Here is a 17,616-nt window from a genome sequence, read left to right as displayed (position 1 = left end):
GCGTACCGGTAGATGCTCGAGACACTGATAGGAAAGGGTTTCTTATGCGTTTTCCAGTACCGTCCAACGATGCTTTCGGGCGACCAGCCCATCTTTAGTTTGGACAGGATATAATCGACGTCTTCTTGATTAACCGATCGTCTGGAGCCGCAGTTTTCACGTTTAGCCTCGTAATCAGCCTGTGCCAAAAGGGCGTTATACGGCTTACATCGTTTCAACTCATAGTTGATGGTGCTTTTACTTCGTTTCAACTGTTTCGCCATGTAGGACAGCGATTTCTCTTCCAGGCAATAACTCTCGATTAGCACACGTTCCCGTGATATAATTTGGGCATAGCTCATTTGGGGACACTCCTTAGTTGATTCGCGTTAACTACTGTGTACCCACTTGAGCTATTTTTATTTTTCTAACCGTTCGACTTAATATGATAATCTACAAAATATAAAATAAATTCTTTATAGCCGATATTCCGCAAAACAGCTTCGCTTGCCGGGGGCTCGCGCTGAACTAACTCGGGCTAAATGCCCGAGTGGATTTCAGCACTTCGCTCGAAAGGGAGTTGGAAAGCCAACTCCCTTTCTGCTCCCCAAGGCGTCTTCGCTGTTTTGCTCCATATCTTTAGAGACATCTCTCAGCAAAGGCGCGGCTCCGGACTGAGCGGAGCGATAAGACGAGTGCTCTTCTCGGCTTATTGCGGGAGCTTTGTCCATAGCGCCGAAGCGGCATATTTATATTGATTCTTTAATCGACTAAAATAGTTAACCAGATTTCGAAAAAACTATTCAATGCCAGCGCTTCTTTCTCTATCTATAATCATGAAGAAAAGCTCTCCCTGGGGAGAGCTTTTTTAAATTGCAATTTAAGACCATCAGAAATCCTATAAGCCATGTTTTGTTTTCCACGTACTCAAACGGCTCTCGCCTTGTACACTCGGAAGGCAATCATCTATCTGCAAGGCTATGCCTGCCTTTTCCTCAGTTCAATTCCTTTGGAAAAGTGCCCCTACCATAGTTTGGGTTTCTCACTCGCGGGGTTTACCTCGTTCCACCTGCATAATTTCTTATACAGCTCCGTCACTGTGGCACCTTCAGGGTATTTCGGCCATATCCGAAGACTTAGGCGTTCTACCCGCCGTCAACTGCAAAGCAGCTGCCTTAGCTTATTGTTTCGCCAAGCGCGATCACTACGGCCATCTCAGGTCCGTGCGAGCATGGACTTTCCTCTCCGGCCTGAAGCCGGAGCGATTGCCAGAATTCCAATGGCTACATTAGTATACTGCATTTCTCTTCAGAAAACAAAAGGTTTTACTCGTTGTTCAGCTTATTGCCGAAAACGTGGTTCTCCAAATGGGACAACCTGCGAAGAATATCAAAATTAGTAGTTCCCGGAGCCGGAGTCGCCTGTTTGCGTGGTGCATCTTCTATCTCTGCACGCAAGCGTTTGTTCTCACTCGTCAATTGCTCGATTTTCTTGCTGAAGGTTTCGTAGTCCTGAATGATATCGTCCAGGAAATGATCGACTTCGTCCTGGTTATAGCCACGCATACCTGTTTTAAAGTCTTTTTCTAAAATATCTTTTGCTGTGAATTTATTGTCCATTTTAATCGTCCTTCCATTAAGAGAAACTTCATTCAGTGGCGGGTTTATCCGCCACTGAATGTTAGTTGATCCAATCGGGTTTTTACGGTCCGTGGGTCGTTCACTTAAAGAAGTGGAAGTCCCACCGACCGTTAATACGGGATAACAGCCTGCTTAGGGTAAGTATATCATAAGCATTATTATTGTGTTTTAATTATTGTCAATTGATGGACGATTTTTTTGTATTTTCAATTCCAGCCTTGCCATTCGTTTATCGATATCCAGAGTTATGGATTGCCTGACTTTTACTTGTGCCCCGGCCTCTTTTGCAAATCCGGCCATGATGGCCGCCTGTCCATAATCCTTCATCTGATGTTCGTATAATTTGGAAGCATGAATCCACGCCTCCACTTCGACAGGTCCGCGCAGATTTGGCGCGGCTTCCTTAAAAAGTTGCAGCGCTTCTTCGTATTGTCCGCTGCGCTTGCGCTGAATCGCCAGAAAATAGCGGGCAAGTGCAGAAGAAGCTCCTCTTTGGCTTGTTACATGCTCCAGGTAGGCTGCGCTTTGGTCGAATTGCTTCAGGTCTGCGTACCATTTTCCAATATTTGTATAAGCCCCGAAAGTTTCGGATTCCAGGTCTTCCATCAGCAGGTCTGATGAAAGCACGTAGAGCGAAACAAGGGACAGAATATCCAGTTCGTTGTGATGGAGCACCTTTTCGAGAGCTTCAGGATAACCGCTTTTTACGGCGTCCAGGTATATTGCCGGGATGAGAAATCCGGGAACGTCGCCTTCCCTGCTGAAACCGAGTTTTTCTTCCTCAATCGTGCTCAGCTTCATCCTTGCAAGTTCATTTTTCCAGATTCTTTTCGTGCCATGGAAGAGGTCGATTTGCCGGAGGCTTTTCAGCTTGGGCAGCAGGTTGCGGTGCATTGTCCACCGGGATGTGAGCTGTGGCCAATCGAAGCTTTTGCCGTTATAGGAAAAGATGATCGGCTCTTCCGATTTCCATAGATCGGTTTCATAAAGGAACGCGGCTTCATTTGAAGGGTCAGGCATGACATATTGTATCATTTCAAAACCATCTGATTTTCTTTCAAGCAGTCCGGCAAGAAAGATATAAGCCCCCGTTCCACTGAGTCCGGTCGTTTCCGTATCAAAAAAAAGGATGCGCTCTTCTTTTTTCAACTTGAACGGATGATCAAAATCGACTTTCTCCCAGGCTTCGAGTACCCGGTCCATCTCTCCCAAAGCAACTTTGCCTTGGCGTGTTTCAAATGGGTAGAAAATCGTTTTTTTAAAGACGAAGCCGAACTCGTTTTCGACCAGCTCGAGTCCGATTTCACTCCATCTTTCTTCATATAAAGGGCGCTGCTTTTTCTGCTTGCGGATATTCGCCTTTGGCTTAGTCCCCGAATCCTTTTTCAGCATGCCTTTCATCTGAAGCAATTTATTTTCAAACGACATCGCCATTCACCTCTCTTTGCGAAGCTCGTCAAGCAATCTGATGACATTCCCTTTCATATTGACCATCGCATCCTGCGCACCGATGCAGGATGGGCAACCGTCCAGACACGGACAATCCGCGATATGGCTTCTCGCTTTGTCGAGAAGCGGCAGCCACATATCAAAAATTCGTTCGCTGATGCCGATGCCGCCAGGGTAGGAATCGTGGATAAAAAACGATGGCAGATCATTATGCGGCGATTTCACCTGAGGTACCACGTGGACATCCCGACGGTCGCAGGAAACGAATATCGGAATGAACGATTCGATGGCGTACGCCGCTCCGGTCATCATATCCGACAACTCCGAATCCGAAAATCCATCGGGCTTGCCGAAACTGAGCCAGGTCGAAGACGTATGCAGTTCTTCCGCAGGCAGTGAAATCGGACCTGAGCCGATATTGTCATGCGAATCAAACCTGATTTTCTTGAAAATCGTCGGCATGGCCAATACGGCGATATCACCGTAGAAAACTTCCGATCCCCTCATATCCTTCGTTTTGTCTTCACTCATCACTTTCAGTTCCACTGCCAGATTGGCATCAGTGAAATAATCAACATCCACTTCGCGGACATAGGCTTTCTTTTCTTCCCAATCCAGAATCTCCACCTGGAACTGGGTTCCCTGATGAAGGTAGATTGCTTCCTCGTGCAGCAGCGTCAAGGCGCTGAACCGGTCCATTTCGCCGATGACACGTGTATCCGCGGGAACCGACTGGTCAATGATGACGACATTTTCCTGTGAAGCCGACCGCAGGGAAATATCGTGGGCCGGGAACCGGTCGCTCATCCAATGCCAGCGGTCGGAGGTGCGAACGAGCACCCCCTCTTCCTGCAGGTATTCCAGAAGTTCCTGCACCTCGAATTCACCGTACATTTCATCCGTAGAAAACGGCAATTCAAATGAAGCGCATTTCAGATGGTCCATCAAAATGATGATATTTTCCGGATGGATCCGGGCTTCTTCCGGTGACTGGTCCAATAAATACGAAGGATTATTGATGATGTATTGATCAAGCGCGGTCGACTGGGCCACGTAAACAACGAGCGATTCATCCTGCCGTCTTCCGGCACGCCCTGCCTGCTGCCAGGCGCTGGCAATATTGCCGGGATAGCCGGTCATGATGCAGGCCTGGAGTTGGCCGATATCAACGCCAAGTTCCAAAGCGTTTGTCGACACCACACATTGAATCGACCCATCGCGCAGGCCTTTTTCAATCGCGCGGCGTTCAGTCGGCAAATAACCACCCCGGTACCCTTTTATTGACTCATCCTGCAGTTTCATCTTTGTAATCGCCTGGAGATAAGTCACGAGCATCTCAACACGAACCCGGCTTTTGGCAAAAACGATTGTCTGAATACCTTGTCGGATCAGCACCGTCGCCAAATCACGCACTTCGAGCACCGCACTCCTTCTGACGCCGAATGTCGGATGAATGATCGGTGGATTGTAGAAAACGATATGCTTTTTGCCGGAAGGTGCGCCGTTCCGGTCGATCAGCACATGTTCTTCATTGGTCAGCGCTTCGGCCAATTCTTTCGGATTGGCAATCGTTGCAGAAGTGCAGATGAAAACCGGGTTGCTGCCATAAAATTCGCAGATTCGCTTCAGGCGGCGGATCACATGGGCGACATGGGTGCCGAAAACCCCTTTGTACGTATGAAGTTCGTCTATGACGATATAATGAAGGTTCTCAAACAACGATACCCATTTTGTATGATGCGGCAAAATCGCGGAATGGAGCATGTCCGGGTTGGTCATGACAATCTGCCCCGCTTTACGGACTTTCGTGCGGATTGCCGGAGATGTATCGCCGTCATACGTATAGGACAGGATATCCCTTTCTGTTTTCTCAATCAGGTCGTGGAGATCGGTTTTCTGGTCCTGTGCCAATGCTTTTGTCGGAAACAGGTACAATGCCCGTGCTCCGGGATCGTTCAAAATTTTATGCAGCACCGGCAGATGATAGCAATACGATTTTCCGGATGCCGTCGGTGTTACAGCAGTGAAAGACTTGCCCTGCTGAGCCAGATCGAATGCCTGGCGCTGATGGGTATATAATTGTTCGATGCCTTTTTTTCTGAGCGCCTTTTTCAGGCTGTCGTGCATTTGTTCCGGAAAAGCGGCATAGCTCGCCGGCTTTTCCTCTTTCGTGTGCCAATGGACGATTCGTTCCATCATGTCGGGCTCGGTTTTCCAGCCTTCCATCAATTGGGGCAGTGTTTTTTTCCTGATCATCGCTTACCGCTCTTTTCATCTATGGCCAGCACAAATGTCTGCAATGTATACTGGGCTCCTTGTATCGTTTGAATAAAACGCTTCTTGCTTGTTTCTTTATAAAAGCTTTGGACAAAGAATTGCATCATTCCTTCCGCGGCTGTATCAATCTGTGGTTTATGGACATACTTCGGCCGCTCTTGCTGGATATAAAGAAGCGACTCCTGCTGCCATTCCTCTATTTTTTTATGCCAATGATCGGCATATGGTTTCACGTCTTCATAGAAATCAGGAACAGCGTCGCGTTCACGCATATCAAAAAAGCGGTCCTGGCATTTTCCGCATTCGTCATATAATAAGGAAGAAAGTTCCCGAATATTCATTTTTCATAATCCCTCCAATGCCTTAAGTTTATCATAATCGCATATTTGAAACGAATATTATCGAACAAGCATTCTTTTCAATTGGCATCCCCATACCAATGGGCTATTATGAACCTAGCGAAAAGGAACTTTCGAGCCCATTCGTCGTCTAAATCGGTGTGATATGATAAAGTAAGCGAGGTGTATCACGATGACCATCAATTATCCGAACGGGAAAAAATTCGTCCCCGCCCCAGTCCAGCAGACCGGGGAAAAAAAGAAAAAGAAGAAAAAAGATTTCTCTTTCAGTAATCGGGGTAAAACATTAGAGGATGAACTGAATGAGACAAATGACTATTATTTGCAACTCGGCCATGCTGTCATCCATAAGAAACCGGTTCCTGTCCAGATTGTAAGGGTCGAATACCCTTCCAGAAGTGCCGCTGTCATAAAGGAAGCCTATTTCCGTTCCCCTTCCACTACGGATTACAACGGCGTATGGAATGGCAGGTATATTGATTTTGAAGCAAAGGAAACCGAAAACAAAACTTCGTTTCCTTTAAAGAATATACATGAACACCAGGTCCATCACATGGCTCAGGTGCGGAAACATGACGGATTGGCGTTCCTGATCATCCGCTTCTCTTCTCTTCAGCGCTATTTCATCATTCCTTTTGAAGCATTTGAATTTTTTTGGAAACGGATGATGGACGGCGGCAGGAAATCTGTGACACTTTCAGAAATTGAAGAAACCGGTATCGAAATAAAGTCCGGTGCGTTTCCACGCATCGACTATCTTCCCCAGCTGCATAAGTTTCAATAGAACGCACCAACGAAAGTGAGGAACATTTAGTGAGCGAAAAACAAATGTCGCGCGAACAGCGCAGAAGAGCCATGGAACAGCAAAAGAAAAAAGGCAAGAAAAAGAAACCCACAGCAGGTGGCTGGTTTAAACGGATATTTCTTACCCTTCTGATTCTCGGGATAGCGGGCTTCGTATTCGGTATTGGCCTTTTCACTTATTATGCCAGCAGCGCTCCGGAACTTGACGAAGAATTATTGCGTGATCCGATCAGCCCGACTTTCCTGGCGGCTGACGGCGAAACCGAAATCCCTTACATGACGACTGAAGACAGGGAATACGTCAATTACGACGACATTCCGAAGTTGATGGAAAATGCAATCCTGGCGACGGAAGACAACCGTTTCTATGATCACCCCGGAATCGACATTATCCGTCTTGGCGGTGCCGTAATTGCCAACGTCACCGGCGGATTCGGATCTCAGGGAGCGAGTACGATCACCCAACAGGTCATCAAAAACTCATTTCTGAAAAATGACAAAACCCTGGAACGCAAAGCGCAGGAAGCCTATCTTGCCTACCAGCTGGAACAGGAATATACCAAAGAAGAAATCTTCGAAATGTATTTCAATAAAATCCTGATGTCCGGCAATACCTATGGTTTCGGAACAGCAGCTGAACACTTCTTCGGTAAGCCGGCATCGGAGCTTGAGTTGCATGAAGCAGCGATGCTTGCAGGAATGCCCCAGAGCCCGAACGGCTATAATCCGTTCAATAATCCCGACCGTGCTGAGGATAGACGCAATGTCGTGCTCAGCCTGATGGAACAGCACGGAAAAATAACAACTGAAGAAAAAGAAGCAGCACAGGCAGTGCCGATTGAAGAAACCCTATTGCCTGAAGAACAGCGCCCTGTCCCACCGAGCGGCGAATATACAGCCTTTATGGAAATGGTGGAAGATGAAATTGAAGCTCTCGACGAAGACATCGCACTGGATGAAGGTTTGACGATCTACACCACACTTGAACCCGATGTCCAAAAAGCGGTAAACGAAACAATGGCTTCCGATATTTTCTTCAACGACGAAGTGCAATCTGGACTTACAGTCGTTGATACTGAAACCGGCGCTATCCGCGCAATCGGTGCAAGCCGCGATTACAGCGGAGATGTCCGCCGCAACTACGCAACCGAGCGTGACCGGCAGATTGGTTCAACGATAAAACCTTTGATGGATTACGGTCCGGCAATTGAGTACATGGACTGGTCAACAGGCAAAACCTTGGTGGATGAACCTTATTCCTATGAAGACGAAGACAAAGAAGTCCGCAACTTTGATGACGATTTTCTTGGTGAGATGACTATGCGTGAAGCGCTATACCGCTCACGGAACATTCCAGCCGTTAAGACATTAAATGAAGTTGGGACGGAAAAAGCCAAAGAATTCACCCAGAAATTGGGGTTAGATTTTGGCGACATTAATGAATCAGCAGCAATCGGTTCACCAAAAAAGAATATCAATACCGTTGAATTGGCCGGCGCTTACGCTGCATTCGGCAATGACGGCATTTACACAAAACCGCATACGGTAACGAAAATCGTTTTCCGTGACGGCACTACAGAACAAGTCGTCGCACCCGAATCTGTGCCTGCGATGAAAGACAGCACCGCATATATGGTGACAGACATGCTACGGGACGTTTTGGATCCAAATCTTTCTGGTGCTTCCGGCACAGCAGCTGCTGTCAGCGGTGTGGATATCGCCGGCAAGACCGGTACAACGAATTTCACCCCTGAAGAATTTGAAAAATATGGCCACGACAACAGATCTGCTCCAGATATCTGGTTTGCCGGCTACTCTCCTGAATACTCGGTTTCAGTATGGAGCGGCTACCCTACCAAGGAAGGGGCAATCAACACTGCTTCCGACGAGCGATTATTGGCTCAGCAACTTTTCAACAATGTCATGTCGAGAATCTCTTCACCTGATTCCGGCAGATTCCAACAGCCTGAATCGGTTGTGGAAGCTACAATTGAAGTTGGCACAGAGCCTCTTCAATTAGCAAGCGACTACACACCATCAGATCAGAAAAGCACGGAATTATTCGTGCGTGGCACAACCCCATCTGAAGTATCAGAGGAATTTGTACAGGAAGATCTTGATGCACCTGATGAATTGAGTGCTTCTGTTGACGGCTCGAATGTTGAGCTGACATGGAATTACGGAGACGTAGACGATGTTGAATTTGAAGTGGCAGTCGAAGCCGACGGTAATCGTTCGGTATTGACAACTACTGATGATAAATCCTACACTTTCGAAGATCTTGAAGAAGGGCTCGCATATACATTCAGCGTAACTGCCGTCATAGACGATCAGCGAAGCGATCCCGCTTCGGTAATTGTTGAAGTTACACCTCGTGAAGAGGAAGAAGAACCGGAAGAGGAGCCAGCAGAAGAAGAAGCTCCTCCGGAAGAAGAAGCCCCACCGGAAGACGAAGCTCCACCAGAGGACGAAGCCCCACCGGAAGATGAAGCTCCCCCTGAAGATGAGGGGAATGGTGAAGAAACTCCGCCTGCAGACGGCGGTGACGGCGACGGAGAAGGTGAAAATCCTCCTGCAGACGGCGGTGACGGTGAAGATTCCAATGGCGAGGCCACTGGAGCTTCCGTCCCACCCGCTGAGGAAGATGAAAATAACGGCACCGATAGTGGCGATGGAAACAACAATGAAGATGATACTGACAATGAGTAAGGTACAGTCATTGTTCCAGACCAAAAAAATCCCCTTAAGCGAAAAACGCTTAAGGGGATTTTTTCATTCGTTTATATCCTGCCGAGCCTTGCCCGCCTGGAGGCTATTTTCTTATGCATCTCATTGAATAATTCCTGCAGCTGCCGGAAAGCGGCAAAAGTTGAAGAATTCTCTTCAACGAAAGCCAGCCGCTCGGCGTTGTTCAAAGGCATCAGTCGCTCCTCTTCGGTGGTGCATTGCTCCAATAAATTTTTATACACAGCTATTCCCTTTTTCATCGGAAGCGCTGCGCTGCCCTCTCTCTTCCTGAAGAGTACACTGATTTCTTGCTCAAGCCGGCTCCAGGAAATGAAGAAAGGGTCCACCGCTTCCTGTTCAATTGACTTCCGTAATGTGCTCACGTTTAACCAATCCTTTTTTCTCGCGCTTCTTTCCTTCCCGGCATCTGTCGAACAACGGGCAGATATGGCAGCCGGGATTTTGTGACTTGCAATGATAACGTCCAAAGAAAATGATCTGGTGGTGGGTTTTCGACCAGTCTGCTGCCGGCGTCTTTTTCATGATGGTCTCTTCCACCTGCAGCGGATTGTCTTTCCAGCGGTTCAACCCCAAACGCTTAGCCACCCGCTCCACATGGGTGTCAACGGCCAAAGCGGGTATGTCAAATGCCACCGAAACCACGACGTTTGCCGTCTTTCTGCCCACGCCGGGCAGGGTCATGAGCAAATCACGGTCTGCAGGCACGCTGCTGTTGAATTGTTCAATTAATATGCGGCTTAACGCCTGGATATTTTTCGCTTTATTGCGGAATAAACCGATGGAACGGATGTCATCCTGCAATTCTTCCAGCGAAACGGAAACGTAATCTTCCGGTGTATGATACTTTTTGAAAAGCTCTGCTGTGACTTTGTTGACCAGTTTATCCGTACATTGCGCTGACAGCAAAGTGGCAATCAGTAAATCAAACGGATTGCGATGTATCAGCTCACAATGTGCATCCGGAAACATATGGTCCATTTCTTCAAGGCACAGCTGCCACTCTTTTTTCGACATCATTCCAATCACCTACTAATTCCGGTCTTCCAGCCAATTATAAAATTTCACTTTTTTCGCAGTGTTATCCGCAGAGGGCTGAATCTGGATATTTTTTTCTCTGAATGTTGCTGCATGTTTCGTGACTTCCGATGAAGTTTTGATGTTCTTTTTCTTCCATTCGAAAAGGATGCGGTCAACATAACGCAAGCTCATTTTTTGGGAAATCACCGCTTCTTTCAATGCCATTTTGATGACAGCCGGTGTATGCCCGTCCTGATCCATCCACATCGAAATCGTTTCAATTTCCATTGGTGACAGAAAACGGCCGAATTCCTGTTCAAATAACTGGAATATCTGGCCTTCCATGTCTTTATGCGAAGGGGCTTTTTCTTTTTCTTTTTCTTCTTCCACTTCATCCACTTGGACACAGTCGATCAACCGGTTCCAAAGAGGCTGCAGCGAAATGCTTTCGGTCAGAACTTCCTCTGACTCGTCCTGTTTAATGGCAATAAAGCCCTGCTGCATCAATTTCTGCAGCATCGTCGTGACGCTTTTTTGAGAACACATCATGCGTGCTCCGATTTCATCGGGAGTCGGGAAGTCGTTCCCCGCCTGCTGAAACGTGTGAACGTGCATCAACAGCATGGCTTCTTCATCCGAAATCTTCAATTCCTTGTAAAATTGAAAAAAAAGCTGGGAAATGTGAACATTCCCCTGCTCGATCCATGTCTGAAGTCGATCTGGCTGTTTCATATCCCAACCACCTTTCTATTTGGTATTTCATTTTTTATAACCGATATTCCGCAAAACAGCTTCGCTTGCCAAAAACCGTGCTCCTGCATCGCTGAGCTAACTCGTGCTCGTTTCACTTCGCTCGAGTGGATCTTGCACTTCGTCGGCATTCGCCTGCTCCCCTGGGCGTCTTCGCTGTTTTACTCCATATCTTCATTAAACTATTTGAGACGAATGAGTGGAAGACGGCGACTCCTGCGGGAATAAGAGCGTGTCCTGAGACCCCGCAGAGAGCGAAGCGAATGAGGAGGCTCAGGCCGCTCCCCGCGGAAAGCGTCCGTCTGGAACGAATTCTTCAAATAATATTAAATTTATATTTATTATTAAGGATACAAACGGTTCAGCAGACGCGGGAACGGGATGGATTCGCGGACGTGTTCTGCGCCTGAAATCCAGGCCACTGTGCGTTCCAAACCAAGTCCGAAGCCCGAATGCGGCACTGCGCCGTATTTACTGAGGTCCAGGTACCATTCATAGGCTGACTCGTCGAGATTGTGTTCTTTGATGCGCTGTTTCATGAGCTCGTAATCATAGATACGTTCCGAACCGCCGATGATTTCACCATAACCTTCCGGCGCGATCAGATCGGCACACAGAACAACGTCATCGCGTTCCGGATGCGGCTGCATGTAGAATGGCTTGATGCCAATCGGGTAATTGATGATGAAAACCGGCATATCGTAATGTTCTGCAATCGCGGTTTCATGCGGAGCGCCAAAATCTTCGCCCCATTTGATATCGTCAAAGCCATTGTCATTCAACCATTCGATGGCTTCATCATAAGTGATGCGCGGGAACGGCGCCTTAATCTTCTCGAGCTTTGATGTATCTCTGCCAAGACGGTCCAAATCAAGCTGGCAATTTTTCAGGACAGATTGGACGAGATGCGAAACAAATTGTTCCTGCACTTCGATGCTTTCTGCGTGCTCGACAAAAGCCATCTCCGGCTCGATCATCCAAAATTCGATCAGGTGGCGGCGGGTTTTCGATTTTTCAGCTCGGAAAGTCGGTCCGAATGAGAACACTTTTCCCAATGCCATTGCAGCAGCTTCCATATACAACTGGCCGGATTGGGACAGAAATGCATCTTCTTCAAAATATTTTGTAGCGAAAAGTTCCGAAGTCCCTTCCGGTGCAGAACCGGTCAAAATCGGTGGATCCACTTTTACAAAGCCGTTGTCATTGAAGAATTCATAAGTGGAACGGATGATTTCGTTGCGGATTTTCATGATGGCATGCTGTTTGCGGGAACGCAGCCATAAATGGCGGTTGTCCATCAAAAATTCTGTGCCGTGTTCTTTTGGTGTGATCGGGAAATCCTTCGCTTCGTGAATCACTTCAATCCCCGTGACCTGCAATTCGTAGCCGAATGCCGAACGGTCATCTTCTTTTACTTCTCCTGTTACGTACAGGGAAGTTTCCTGAGTCAAAGCTTTCGCTGCAGCGAAGATGTCATCACCGACTTCCGCTTTGACTACGACTCCCTGTACAAATCCGGAACCATCGCGTAATTGTAGAAACGCGATTTTACCGCTCGAGCGTTTATTGGCGATCCAAGCGCCCAGTTTAATCGTTTGACCTGTATATTCAGCCATTTCGGCAATTGTAATTTTTTTCATACTAGCCTCCAAGATATTGTTTTCAAATTAGTCCTGCCATCTCGCTGAAACGAATTTACCGATCCGCTCCACCGCTTCATTCAATGCCTCAAGCGACGTCGCATAAGACAGGCGGATCGTTGACGGCGCTCCGAAACCTGAACCCGGAATTACCGCTACATTGGCTTCGGTCAGCAACGCTTCCACAAATTCATCCACTGAAGAGAAGCCTGTCTTTTCGGCAGCTTCCGATACATCCGGCAACAAGTAAAATGCGCCTTGCGGGTGGATCACGTTGAAGCCGGGAATGGCTGCGAGTTTCGGGAAAATCGTTTCCAATCTGCCTTCGAACGCTTTCCGCATTTCTTCCACAGCGTCCTGCGGTCCATTATACGCTTCAATCGCCGCATATTGGGAAGTCGTCGTCGGATTCGAAGTGGAATGGCTGGCAAGGCTGGTCATCGCGCCTATCAATTCGGCATTACCGGCCGCATAGCCGATGCGCCATCCGGTCATCGAATGGGATTTTGAAACCCCGTTAACGACAATCGTGCGGTTTTTGGCGTCTTCCGAAAGCGTCGCAATTGAAACGTGCTCCGCTTCACCATAAATCAGTTTTTCGTAAATTTCATCGGAAACAATGAGAATGTCATTCTCGCGGCAAACTTCCGCAAGTTCCTGCAATTCCTCTTTCGAATAAATCATGCCGGTCGGGTTGCTCGGTGTATTGATCATGACCGCTTTTGTCCGGTCAGTGATGGCCTCGCGCAATTGCTGTGCCGAGATTTTATAGTTTTGGCCGGCGGTAGCTTCTATGTATACCGGCACTCCCTCCGCCAGTTTCACCTGTTCGGGATAGCTTACCCAGTAAGGGATTGGAATAATGACTTCGTCACCTTTATCCAATAATACCTGGAACAGTGTATACAGAACATGCTTGGCTCCGACACCGACCATGATTTCTTTCGGTGCGTAGGTTAATTCCTGGTCGCGCTGCAGTTTTTGGATGATTGCTTCTTTCAAAGCCGGCAAGCCGCCCGCTGGCGTATATTTCGTCTTGCCCTCGATCATCGATTTATAAGCCGCCTGCAGAATGTTTTCAGGAGTATTAAAATCCGGCTCTCCGGCACCCAGTCCGATAAGGTCGACTCCCTGTGCTTTCAGTTCATTGGCTTTCGCGGTAATGGCCAATGTAGTCGAGGGCGTCAATGTTTGGACGCGATGTGCTAATTTAAACAAAAGACTTCAGTCCCTTCACAAATTTAAGATTCTCTTCCAGATGGAACCGTCGGCTGCAGTAATGTAGACGTAATTTAATTTGTCATTTTCTGTAAGAAAAACAACTTCCCATACAGCCGTGTCTTTTTCCATCCCCAATTTCGTGTTGAGCACTTCTTTCACCTGCATATCTTTTAAAGCAATTCCGCGGGCTTCCTGTGCGGTTATTTTGTCATCAAGTGCCGTTTCAGACAATTCCTGGCCACTCATCGGAACGAAAACAGCCTTTAACTTGCCTTCGCTGTCCGTCCCGATGACCGTGACGGATTTTTGGTCACTGGAATACACATACGCTCTGTTTATTTCAGTAAGCAAGTTTTCATTTTCCACTTGGGCAATCGCCCCTTTTTCGACATCTGAAAAAGGTTTGTTGCCGAGTATCAGAATCAGTATCGTCAGCACAATTGCCAGAAACGACATAAATCCTGCTATAAATACGATCCACTGCTTCATTTCATCACCCGAACTTATGTTTTGTATATCGTAAAGACCGCTTTCTCCGGATCTTCCTTATCGAGCGCAAGGCCAAACATCAAATTATCATGTTTTAATGTGCGGTTCAATGCATCCACGACTTTGTATAAATCCTGCTGATAAGTGACGTTGACAGTCGAAAGTACCTCAATTTTTGATTCCATCCGAACGACCTTCCTTTCATTTTTCAATGCTTATTATACCAATGTTCAATATCCGTTACCATCTTTTCCAAAGACACTTTTGACACGCCGACTTCCGGCAGGGCAGCAAGAAATTCCTGTCCATAGGATTTCGTCTCGATACGGCGGTCCAGCACAATGAAAAGGCCATGATCCTCTTTTGAACGGATAAGCCTTCCAAACCCCTGCCTCAACCGGAGTACCGCTTCAGGCAAGGCATAGTGAAGAAATGGATTGATGCCTTTCTTTGAGATCAAGTCGGATTTCGCTTTGAAAACCGGTTCATCGGGGGAAGTGAATGGCAGCCTTACGACCACCACGGCCCGGAGTGCATCTCCCGGGACGTCTACACCTTCCCAAAAGCTATTGGTGCCGAAAAGGACAGATTTCTGAAAACGCTGGAACGATTTCAGGAGACGCATTCTGCTGCCTGAGGAAATTCCCTGTGCAAACAGCATATAATCGTCGAGCAACTGTGTGTCCTGAATAAGATCGACCGTTTTCCGAAGCATCTCGTGGGAAGTGAACAATACGAAACAGCGTCCTTCGGTCACCAGCACCGTGCGTATGACAGCATCAGCCACGGCTTCGATATAATCATTTTGCGACACCTGCTGAATATCCGGCATATCTTCAATGATGAAAACCCTGGCTCCCTGATAAAAATCCTTGGGCGGTTCATATTTGGTGATGGGAACGGAGTCCGGTACGCCCAGTTGGCTTACGATAAACCGTTCGTTTGACGGTACTGTCATTGTTCCTGACAGCCAGATTACCGCCTTTTTACCACGAACCGGCAATGTTACACGTTCAATGATGGAAGTTACATTAAAAGGCCGTTTGTATAAAGACAGGCTGTTTGGGAGACTCCGCAGGTCGCCTTCGATCCAACTGACTTCATCTTTAACCGGGTACACAAAAATTTCACTGAATTCGACGGCTTTTACCATCAATTCCTGTGTCCAGTAACGCCAGTCCGCAACCGTCAATTGATCTTCTATGGTTTTTTCCGACACATATTCAGCTTTCTGCAAAATGGTCTGAGACAGATCGATCCATTCGTTCAGCAAGCGGAGAAACTCGGAGAAATCTTTGGTTTGATACGGTATTTCATCCAGTAGGAGGGCATTTTTCTTATGTCGGCGGGATTTGAATTTTTCCGCAAATTCCATAGACAGCATTGAACAAATCCGGTCGAAGTAGTCAGTAAAACCGATAAACAAAGCATCCAGCTTGGCCAGTTCAGTCAAGCTTGCGAAATCAGAGATTTCAGCTGCAGTTCTGAGCTTGGAATACAATTGCCTTTCCTCTGACGTGCCGATTTGTCCAAAAATATATTTCCAGTGAGTGTAGACAAAAGTTTTTTCGTACTGGGAAACTGCCGCTTGCACGGCTTGATGCGCTTCATCCCAAATAATCGCATCCACATTTTCCAGGAGGGGATTGGAAGAATGCACCTGATTCAGCAGAAATGCGTGGTTGGTTACAATGATATCAGCATTTTTCGCCTGTTCCAGCGCATATTCATAGAAATCATAAGCCTTTTCTTCACGGTCCGGCCTCCTTGAGTGCGTGCGCCGGATTTTATCGAGCAACAACTGTCCTCCGCTCGAAACATTCAATTCGTTCAAATCTCCGGTCGTTGTCCTGGTCAGCCAAATGAGAATTTGCATGATGGTGAATGTTTCATCATAGGATTCATCTTCACCGTGCAAGATTTCGGTGAAGCGGCTTAAATCGAGATAATGGCTCAATCCCTTGATCAGCGAAATGTGAACTTTTTCGCCTATGAATTTTTCGACAATCTCCGATTCGTTCCAGATTAACTGATCCTGAAGATGCGTTGTATAGGTACTGACGAGCACCTGTTTTCCTGTTGTCAATGCGTGGTTTGCTGCAGGCAGCAGGTAACCGATGGTCTTTCCCATTCCTGTAGAGGCTTCGATAACCATTTCATCCCGCTTGCCCAGCGCTTCCTGAATCGCTGACATCATTTCAAACTGGCTTTCCCGCCGCTCAAAATTCGGAAATACATTTCCAAGCCTGCCATTCCAATCCGTTTGTGGAGTGAAATCCAGTCGATTTCCGACGTCAGTGAATTTCCTGGTTTTCAGCTGAACACCTTTAAACTGGTCAAATCCACTGGCATGTGAGCCCCTTTTGCTTGCTGTGACTTCGTACAGCAGACGGGATAGGTCGGATTTCAGCAAAAAAGAACGTTTATGCAACATAGCCAATGTCTCATAAGGAAGTTTTTGAAGTTCTTCCTTAGACCGCAAAAAAAGTTCCGCAGTGGCGTATGCATCATCGTCGGCACGATGGGCATTGCCCAGCGGTATGCCAAGGTCTGCCGTAATATCCTGCAATTTGAAGCTGATGGCAGTAGGATACAACAGGCGGGACAATTCAACAGTATCCATTGCCAGTCCCTGCCATTTGGGCTGGCCGCTGCGCTGCAATTCCTTTTGCAGAAAAGGAAGATCGAAATTTGTATTATGGGCGACAAATATCGCATCCCTCAATTTTTCCGAAACAATTTCTGCATACGCTTCAAACGGTTTTGCATGCGCAACATCTTCATCCGAAATCCCGGTCAGATCCTGGATGAACATGGGGATTTTGCGTCCCGGATTTATAAATTCCATATATGTATCAAGTATTATGCCATTTTCAATCGTCACTATTGCCAATTGGATAATCCGATCACCTTTTGCAGGGGAATGGCCTGTCGTCTCAATGTCGACGACAACGTATTTATCTTTGTTCATGATAATCCCTCTTTCCCAGGCGATTCCTTCTTGAAAAATTGTAACATATTCAGCCCTGTTGCGCTTTTTTGTTCTTCTCAAACAAGGCTGGTGATTTTTTGAATTTATATAACATCACTGCTGTTGTATTAATTGATTTTGAAGGTTAGGAATTCATAAAACATTCGAAAACTGGCAAAAACCAAAAGAAAAAGTCCTTTATAATGGAAAGGTCAGGTAGTTCCTGTCCAAATCCACTAAAAAGGACTCACGCATGGACAAGAATACACGAA

General features: G+C 47.0%; 15 protein-coding genes and 1 other RNA gene. 2 read left to right on the top strand and 14 right to left on the bottom strand.

Going from position 1 to position 17,616, the window contains the following annotated elements; translation table 11 throughout:
- From DIJ65_RS15320 to DIJ65_RS15295, 6 genes are all read right to left on the bottom strand, one after another.
- A partial coding sequence (locus DIJ65_RS15320) for a helix-turn-helix domain-containing protein (protein ID WP_142836510.1) occupies nt 1–341 on the bottom strand: 341 nt, incomplete at its 3' end.
- 534 nt (nt 342–875) lie between these two features.
- Nucleotides 876–1,256, bottom strand: an RNA gene (rnpB, locus tag DIJ65_RS15315) — RNase P RNA component class B.
- Between the two features lie 48 nt (nt 1,257–1,304).
- The gene (gene gpsB / locus DIJ65_RS15310) at nt 1,305–1,598 is read right to left on the bottom strand and encodes a cell division regulator GpsB (RefSeq protein WP_117303683.1); all 294 of its coding nucleotides are present in this window, start codon (nt 1,596–1,598) and stop codon (nt 1,305–1,307) included.
- Between the two features lie 189 nt (nt 1,599–1,787).
- A complete protein-coding gene (locus tag DIJ65_RS15305) occupies nt 1,788–3,047 on the bottom strand; it encodes a ribonuclease H-like domain-containing protein (protein WP_117303685.1) in 1,260 nt (419 codons plus the stop codon).
- A gap of 6 nt (nt 3,048–3,053) precedes the next feature.
- A complete protein-coding gene (locus DIJ65_RS15300; RefSeq protein WP_117303681.1) occupies nt 3,054–5,324 on the bottom strand; it encodes a DEAD/DEAH box helicase in 2,271 nt (756 codons plus the stop codon).
- Nucleotides 5,321–5,686 (bottom strand): YppE family protein, encoded by a 366-nt coding sequence (locus DIJ65_RS15295; protein WP_117303679.1) that lies wholly within the window; start codon nt 5,684–5,686, stop codon nt 5,321–5,323. The genes DIJ65_RS15300 and DIJ65_RS15295 overlap by 4 nt, the downstream gene beginning before the upstream one ends.
- Nucleotides 5,687–5,876: 190 nt before the next feature.
- Between DIJ65_RS15295 and recU the strand changes: the two genes are divergently transcribed.
- Nucleotides 5,877–6,488, top strand: a complete 612-nt coding sequence (recU, locus tag DIJ65_RS15290; RefSeq protein WP_117303677.1) for a Holliday junction resolvase RecU — start codon at nt 5,877–5,879, stop codon at nt 6,486–6,488.
- A 29-nt stretch (nt 6,489–6,517) separates the two neighbouring features.
- Entirely contained in the window at nt 6,518–9,217 is a 2,700-nt protein-coding gene (locus DIJ65_RS15285) for a penicillin-binding protein 1A (RefSeq protein WP_117303675.1), read from the top strand.
- Between the two features lie 71 nt (nt 9,218–9,288).
- Here DIJ65_RS15285 and DIJ65_RS15280 read toward each other — a convergent pair whose 3' ends face one another.
- The 8 genes from DIJ65_RS15280 to dinG all read right to left on the bottom strand — a co-directional run bounded on the left by DIJ65_RS15280 (nt 9,289) and on the right by dinG (nt 17,344).
- Complete coding sequence (locus tag DIJ65_RS15280) at nt 9,289–9,618, bottom strand: YpoC family protein (RefSeq protein WP_117303673.1); 330 nt, start codon at nt 9,616–9,618, stop codon at nt 9,289–9,291.
- Nucleotides 9,593–10,273: an endonuclease III gene (nth, locus tag DIJ65_RS15275; protein ID WP_117303671.1), complete on the bottom strand. Its 681-nt coding sequence runs from the start codon at nt 10,271–10,273 to the stop codon at nt 9,593–9,595. Before nth ends, DIJ65_RS15280 begins: the two co-directional genes overlap by 26 nt.
- A gap of 12 nt (nt 10,274–10,285) precedes the next feature.
- Nucleotides 10,286–11,005 (bottom strand): DnaD domain-containing protein, encoded by a 720-nt coding sequence (locus DIJ65_RS15270; protein ID WP_117303669.1) that lies wholly within the window; start codon nt 11,003–11,005, stop codon nt 10,286–10,288.
- Between the two features lie 362 nt (nt 11,006–11,367).
- The gene (gene asnS / locus DIJ65_RS15265; protein ID WP_117303667.1) at nt 11,368–12,663 is read right to left on the bottom strand and encodes an asparagine--tRNA ligase; all 1,296 of its coding nucleotides are present in this window, start codon (nt 12,661–12,663) and stop codon (nt 11,368–11,370) included.
- A 27-nt stretch (nt 12,664–12,690) separates the two neighbouring features.
- On the bottom strand, nt 12,691–13,881 hold the full coding sequence (locus DIJ65_RS15260) for a pyridoxal phosphate-dependent aminotransferase (protein ID WP_071151785.1): 1,191 nt from the start codon (nt 13,879–13,881) through the stop codon (nt 12,691–12,693).
- A gap of 15 nt (nt 13,882–13,896) precedes the next feature.
- Nucleotides 13,897–14,373 (bottom strand): cell wall elongation regulator TseB-like domain-containing protein, encoded by a 477-nt coding sequence (locus DIJ65_RS15255; RefSeq protein ID WP_071151784.1) that lies wholly within the window; start codon nt 14,371–14,373, stop codon nt 13,897–13,899.
- Between the two features lie 14 nt (nt 14,374–14,387).
- Nucleotides 14,388–14,558 carry a YpmA family protein gene (locus tag DIJ65_RS15250; RefSeq protein ID WP_071151783.1) on the bottom strand — a complete coding sequence of 57 codons (171 nt, stop codon included), beginning with the start codon at nt 14,556–14,558 and terminating at the stop codon, nt 14,388–14,390.
- A gap of 23 nt (nt 14,559–14,581) precedes the next feature.
- Entirely contained in the window at nt 14,582–17,344 is a 2,763-nt protein-coding gene (gene dinG, locus DIJ65_RS15245; protein WP_117303665.1) for an ATP-dependent DNA helicase DinG, read from the bottom strand.
- Nucleotides 17,345–17,616 lie beyond the last annotated feature (272 nt).

It is taken from the genome of Planococcus salinarum (assembly GCF_007004625.1).
Lineage (GTDB): Bacteria > Bacillota > Bacilli > Bacillales_A > Planococcaceae > Planococcus > Planococcus salinarum.
This window is presented reverse-complemented; position numbering and strand designations above follow the sequence as displayed.

Coding starts and splice junctions, on each gene's coding strand:
- gpsB (WP_117303683.1), bottom strand. CDS start 1,598: ATGGACAATAAATTCACAGCAAAAGATATTTTAGAAAAAGACTTTAAA.
- DIJ65_RS15305 (WP_117303685.1), bottom strand. CDS start 3,047: ATGTCGTTTGAAAATAAATTGCTTCAGATGAAAGGCATGCTGAAAAAG.
- DIJ65_RS15300 (WP_117303681.1), bottom strand. CDS start 5,324: ATGATCAGGAAAAAAACACTGCCCCAATTGATGGAAGGCTGGAAAACC.
- DIJ65_RS15295 (WP_117303679.1), bottom strand. CDS start 5,686: ATGAATATTCGGGAACTTTCTTCCTTATTATATGACGAATGCGGAAAA.
- recU (WP_117303677.1), top strand. CDS start 5,877: ATGACCATCAATTATCCGAACGGGAAAAAATTCGTCCCCGCCCCAGTC.
- nth (WP_117303671.1), bottom strand. CDS start 10,273: ATGATGTCGAAAAAAGAGTGGCAGCTGTGCCTTGAAGAAATGGACCAT.
- DIJ65_RS15270 (WP_117303669.1), bottom strand. CDS start 11,005: ATGAAACAGCCAGATCGACTTCAGACATGGATCGAGCAGGGGAATGTT.
- asnS (WP_117303667.1), bottom strand. CDS start 12,663: ATGAAAAAAATTACAATTGCCGAAATGGCTGAATATACAGGTCAAACG.
- DIJ65_RS15255 (WP_071151784.1), bottom strand. CDS start 14,373: ATGAAGCAGTGGATCGTATTTATAGCAGGATTTATGTCGTTTCTGGCA.
- DIJ65_RS15250 (WP_071151783.1), bottom strand. CDS start 14,558: ATGGAATCAAAAATTGAGGTACTTTCGACTGTCAACGTCACTTATCAG.
- dinG (WP_117303665.1), bottom strand. CDS start 17,344: ATGAACAAAGATAAATACGTTGTCGTCGACATTGAGACGACAGGCCAT.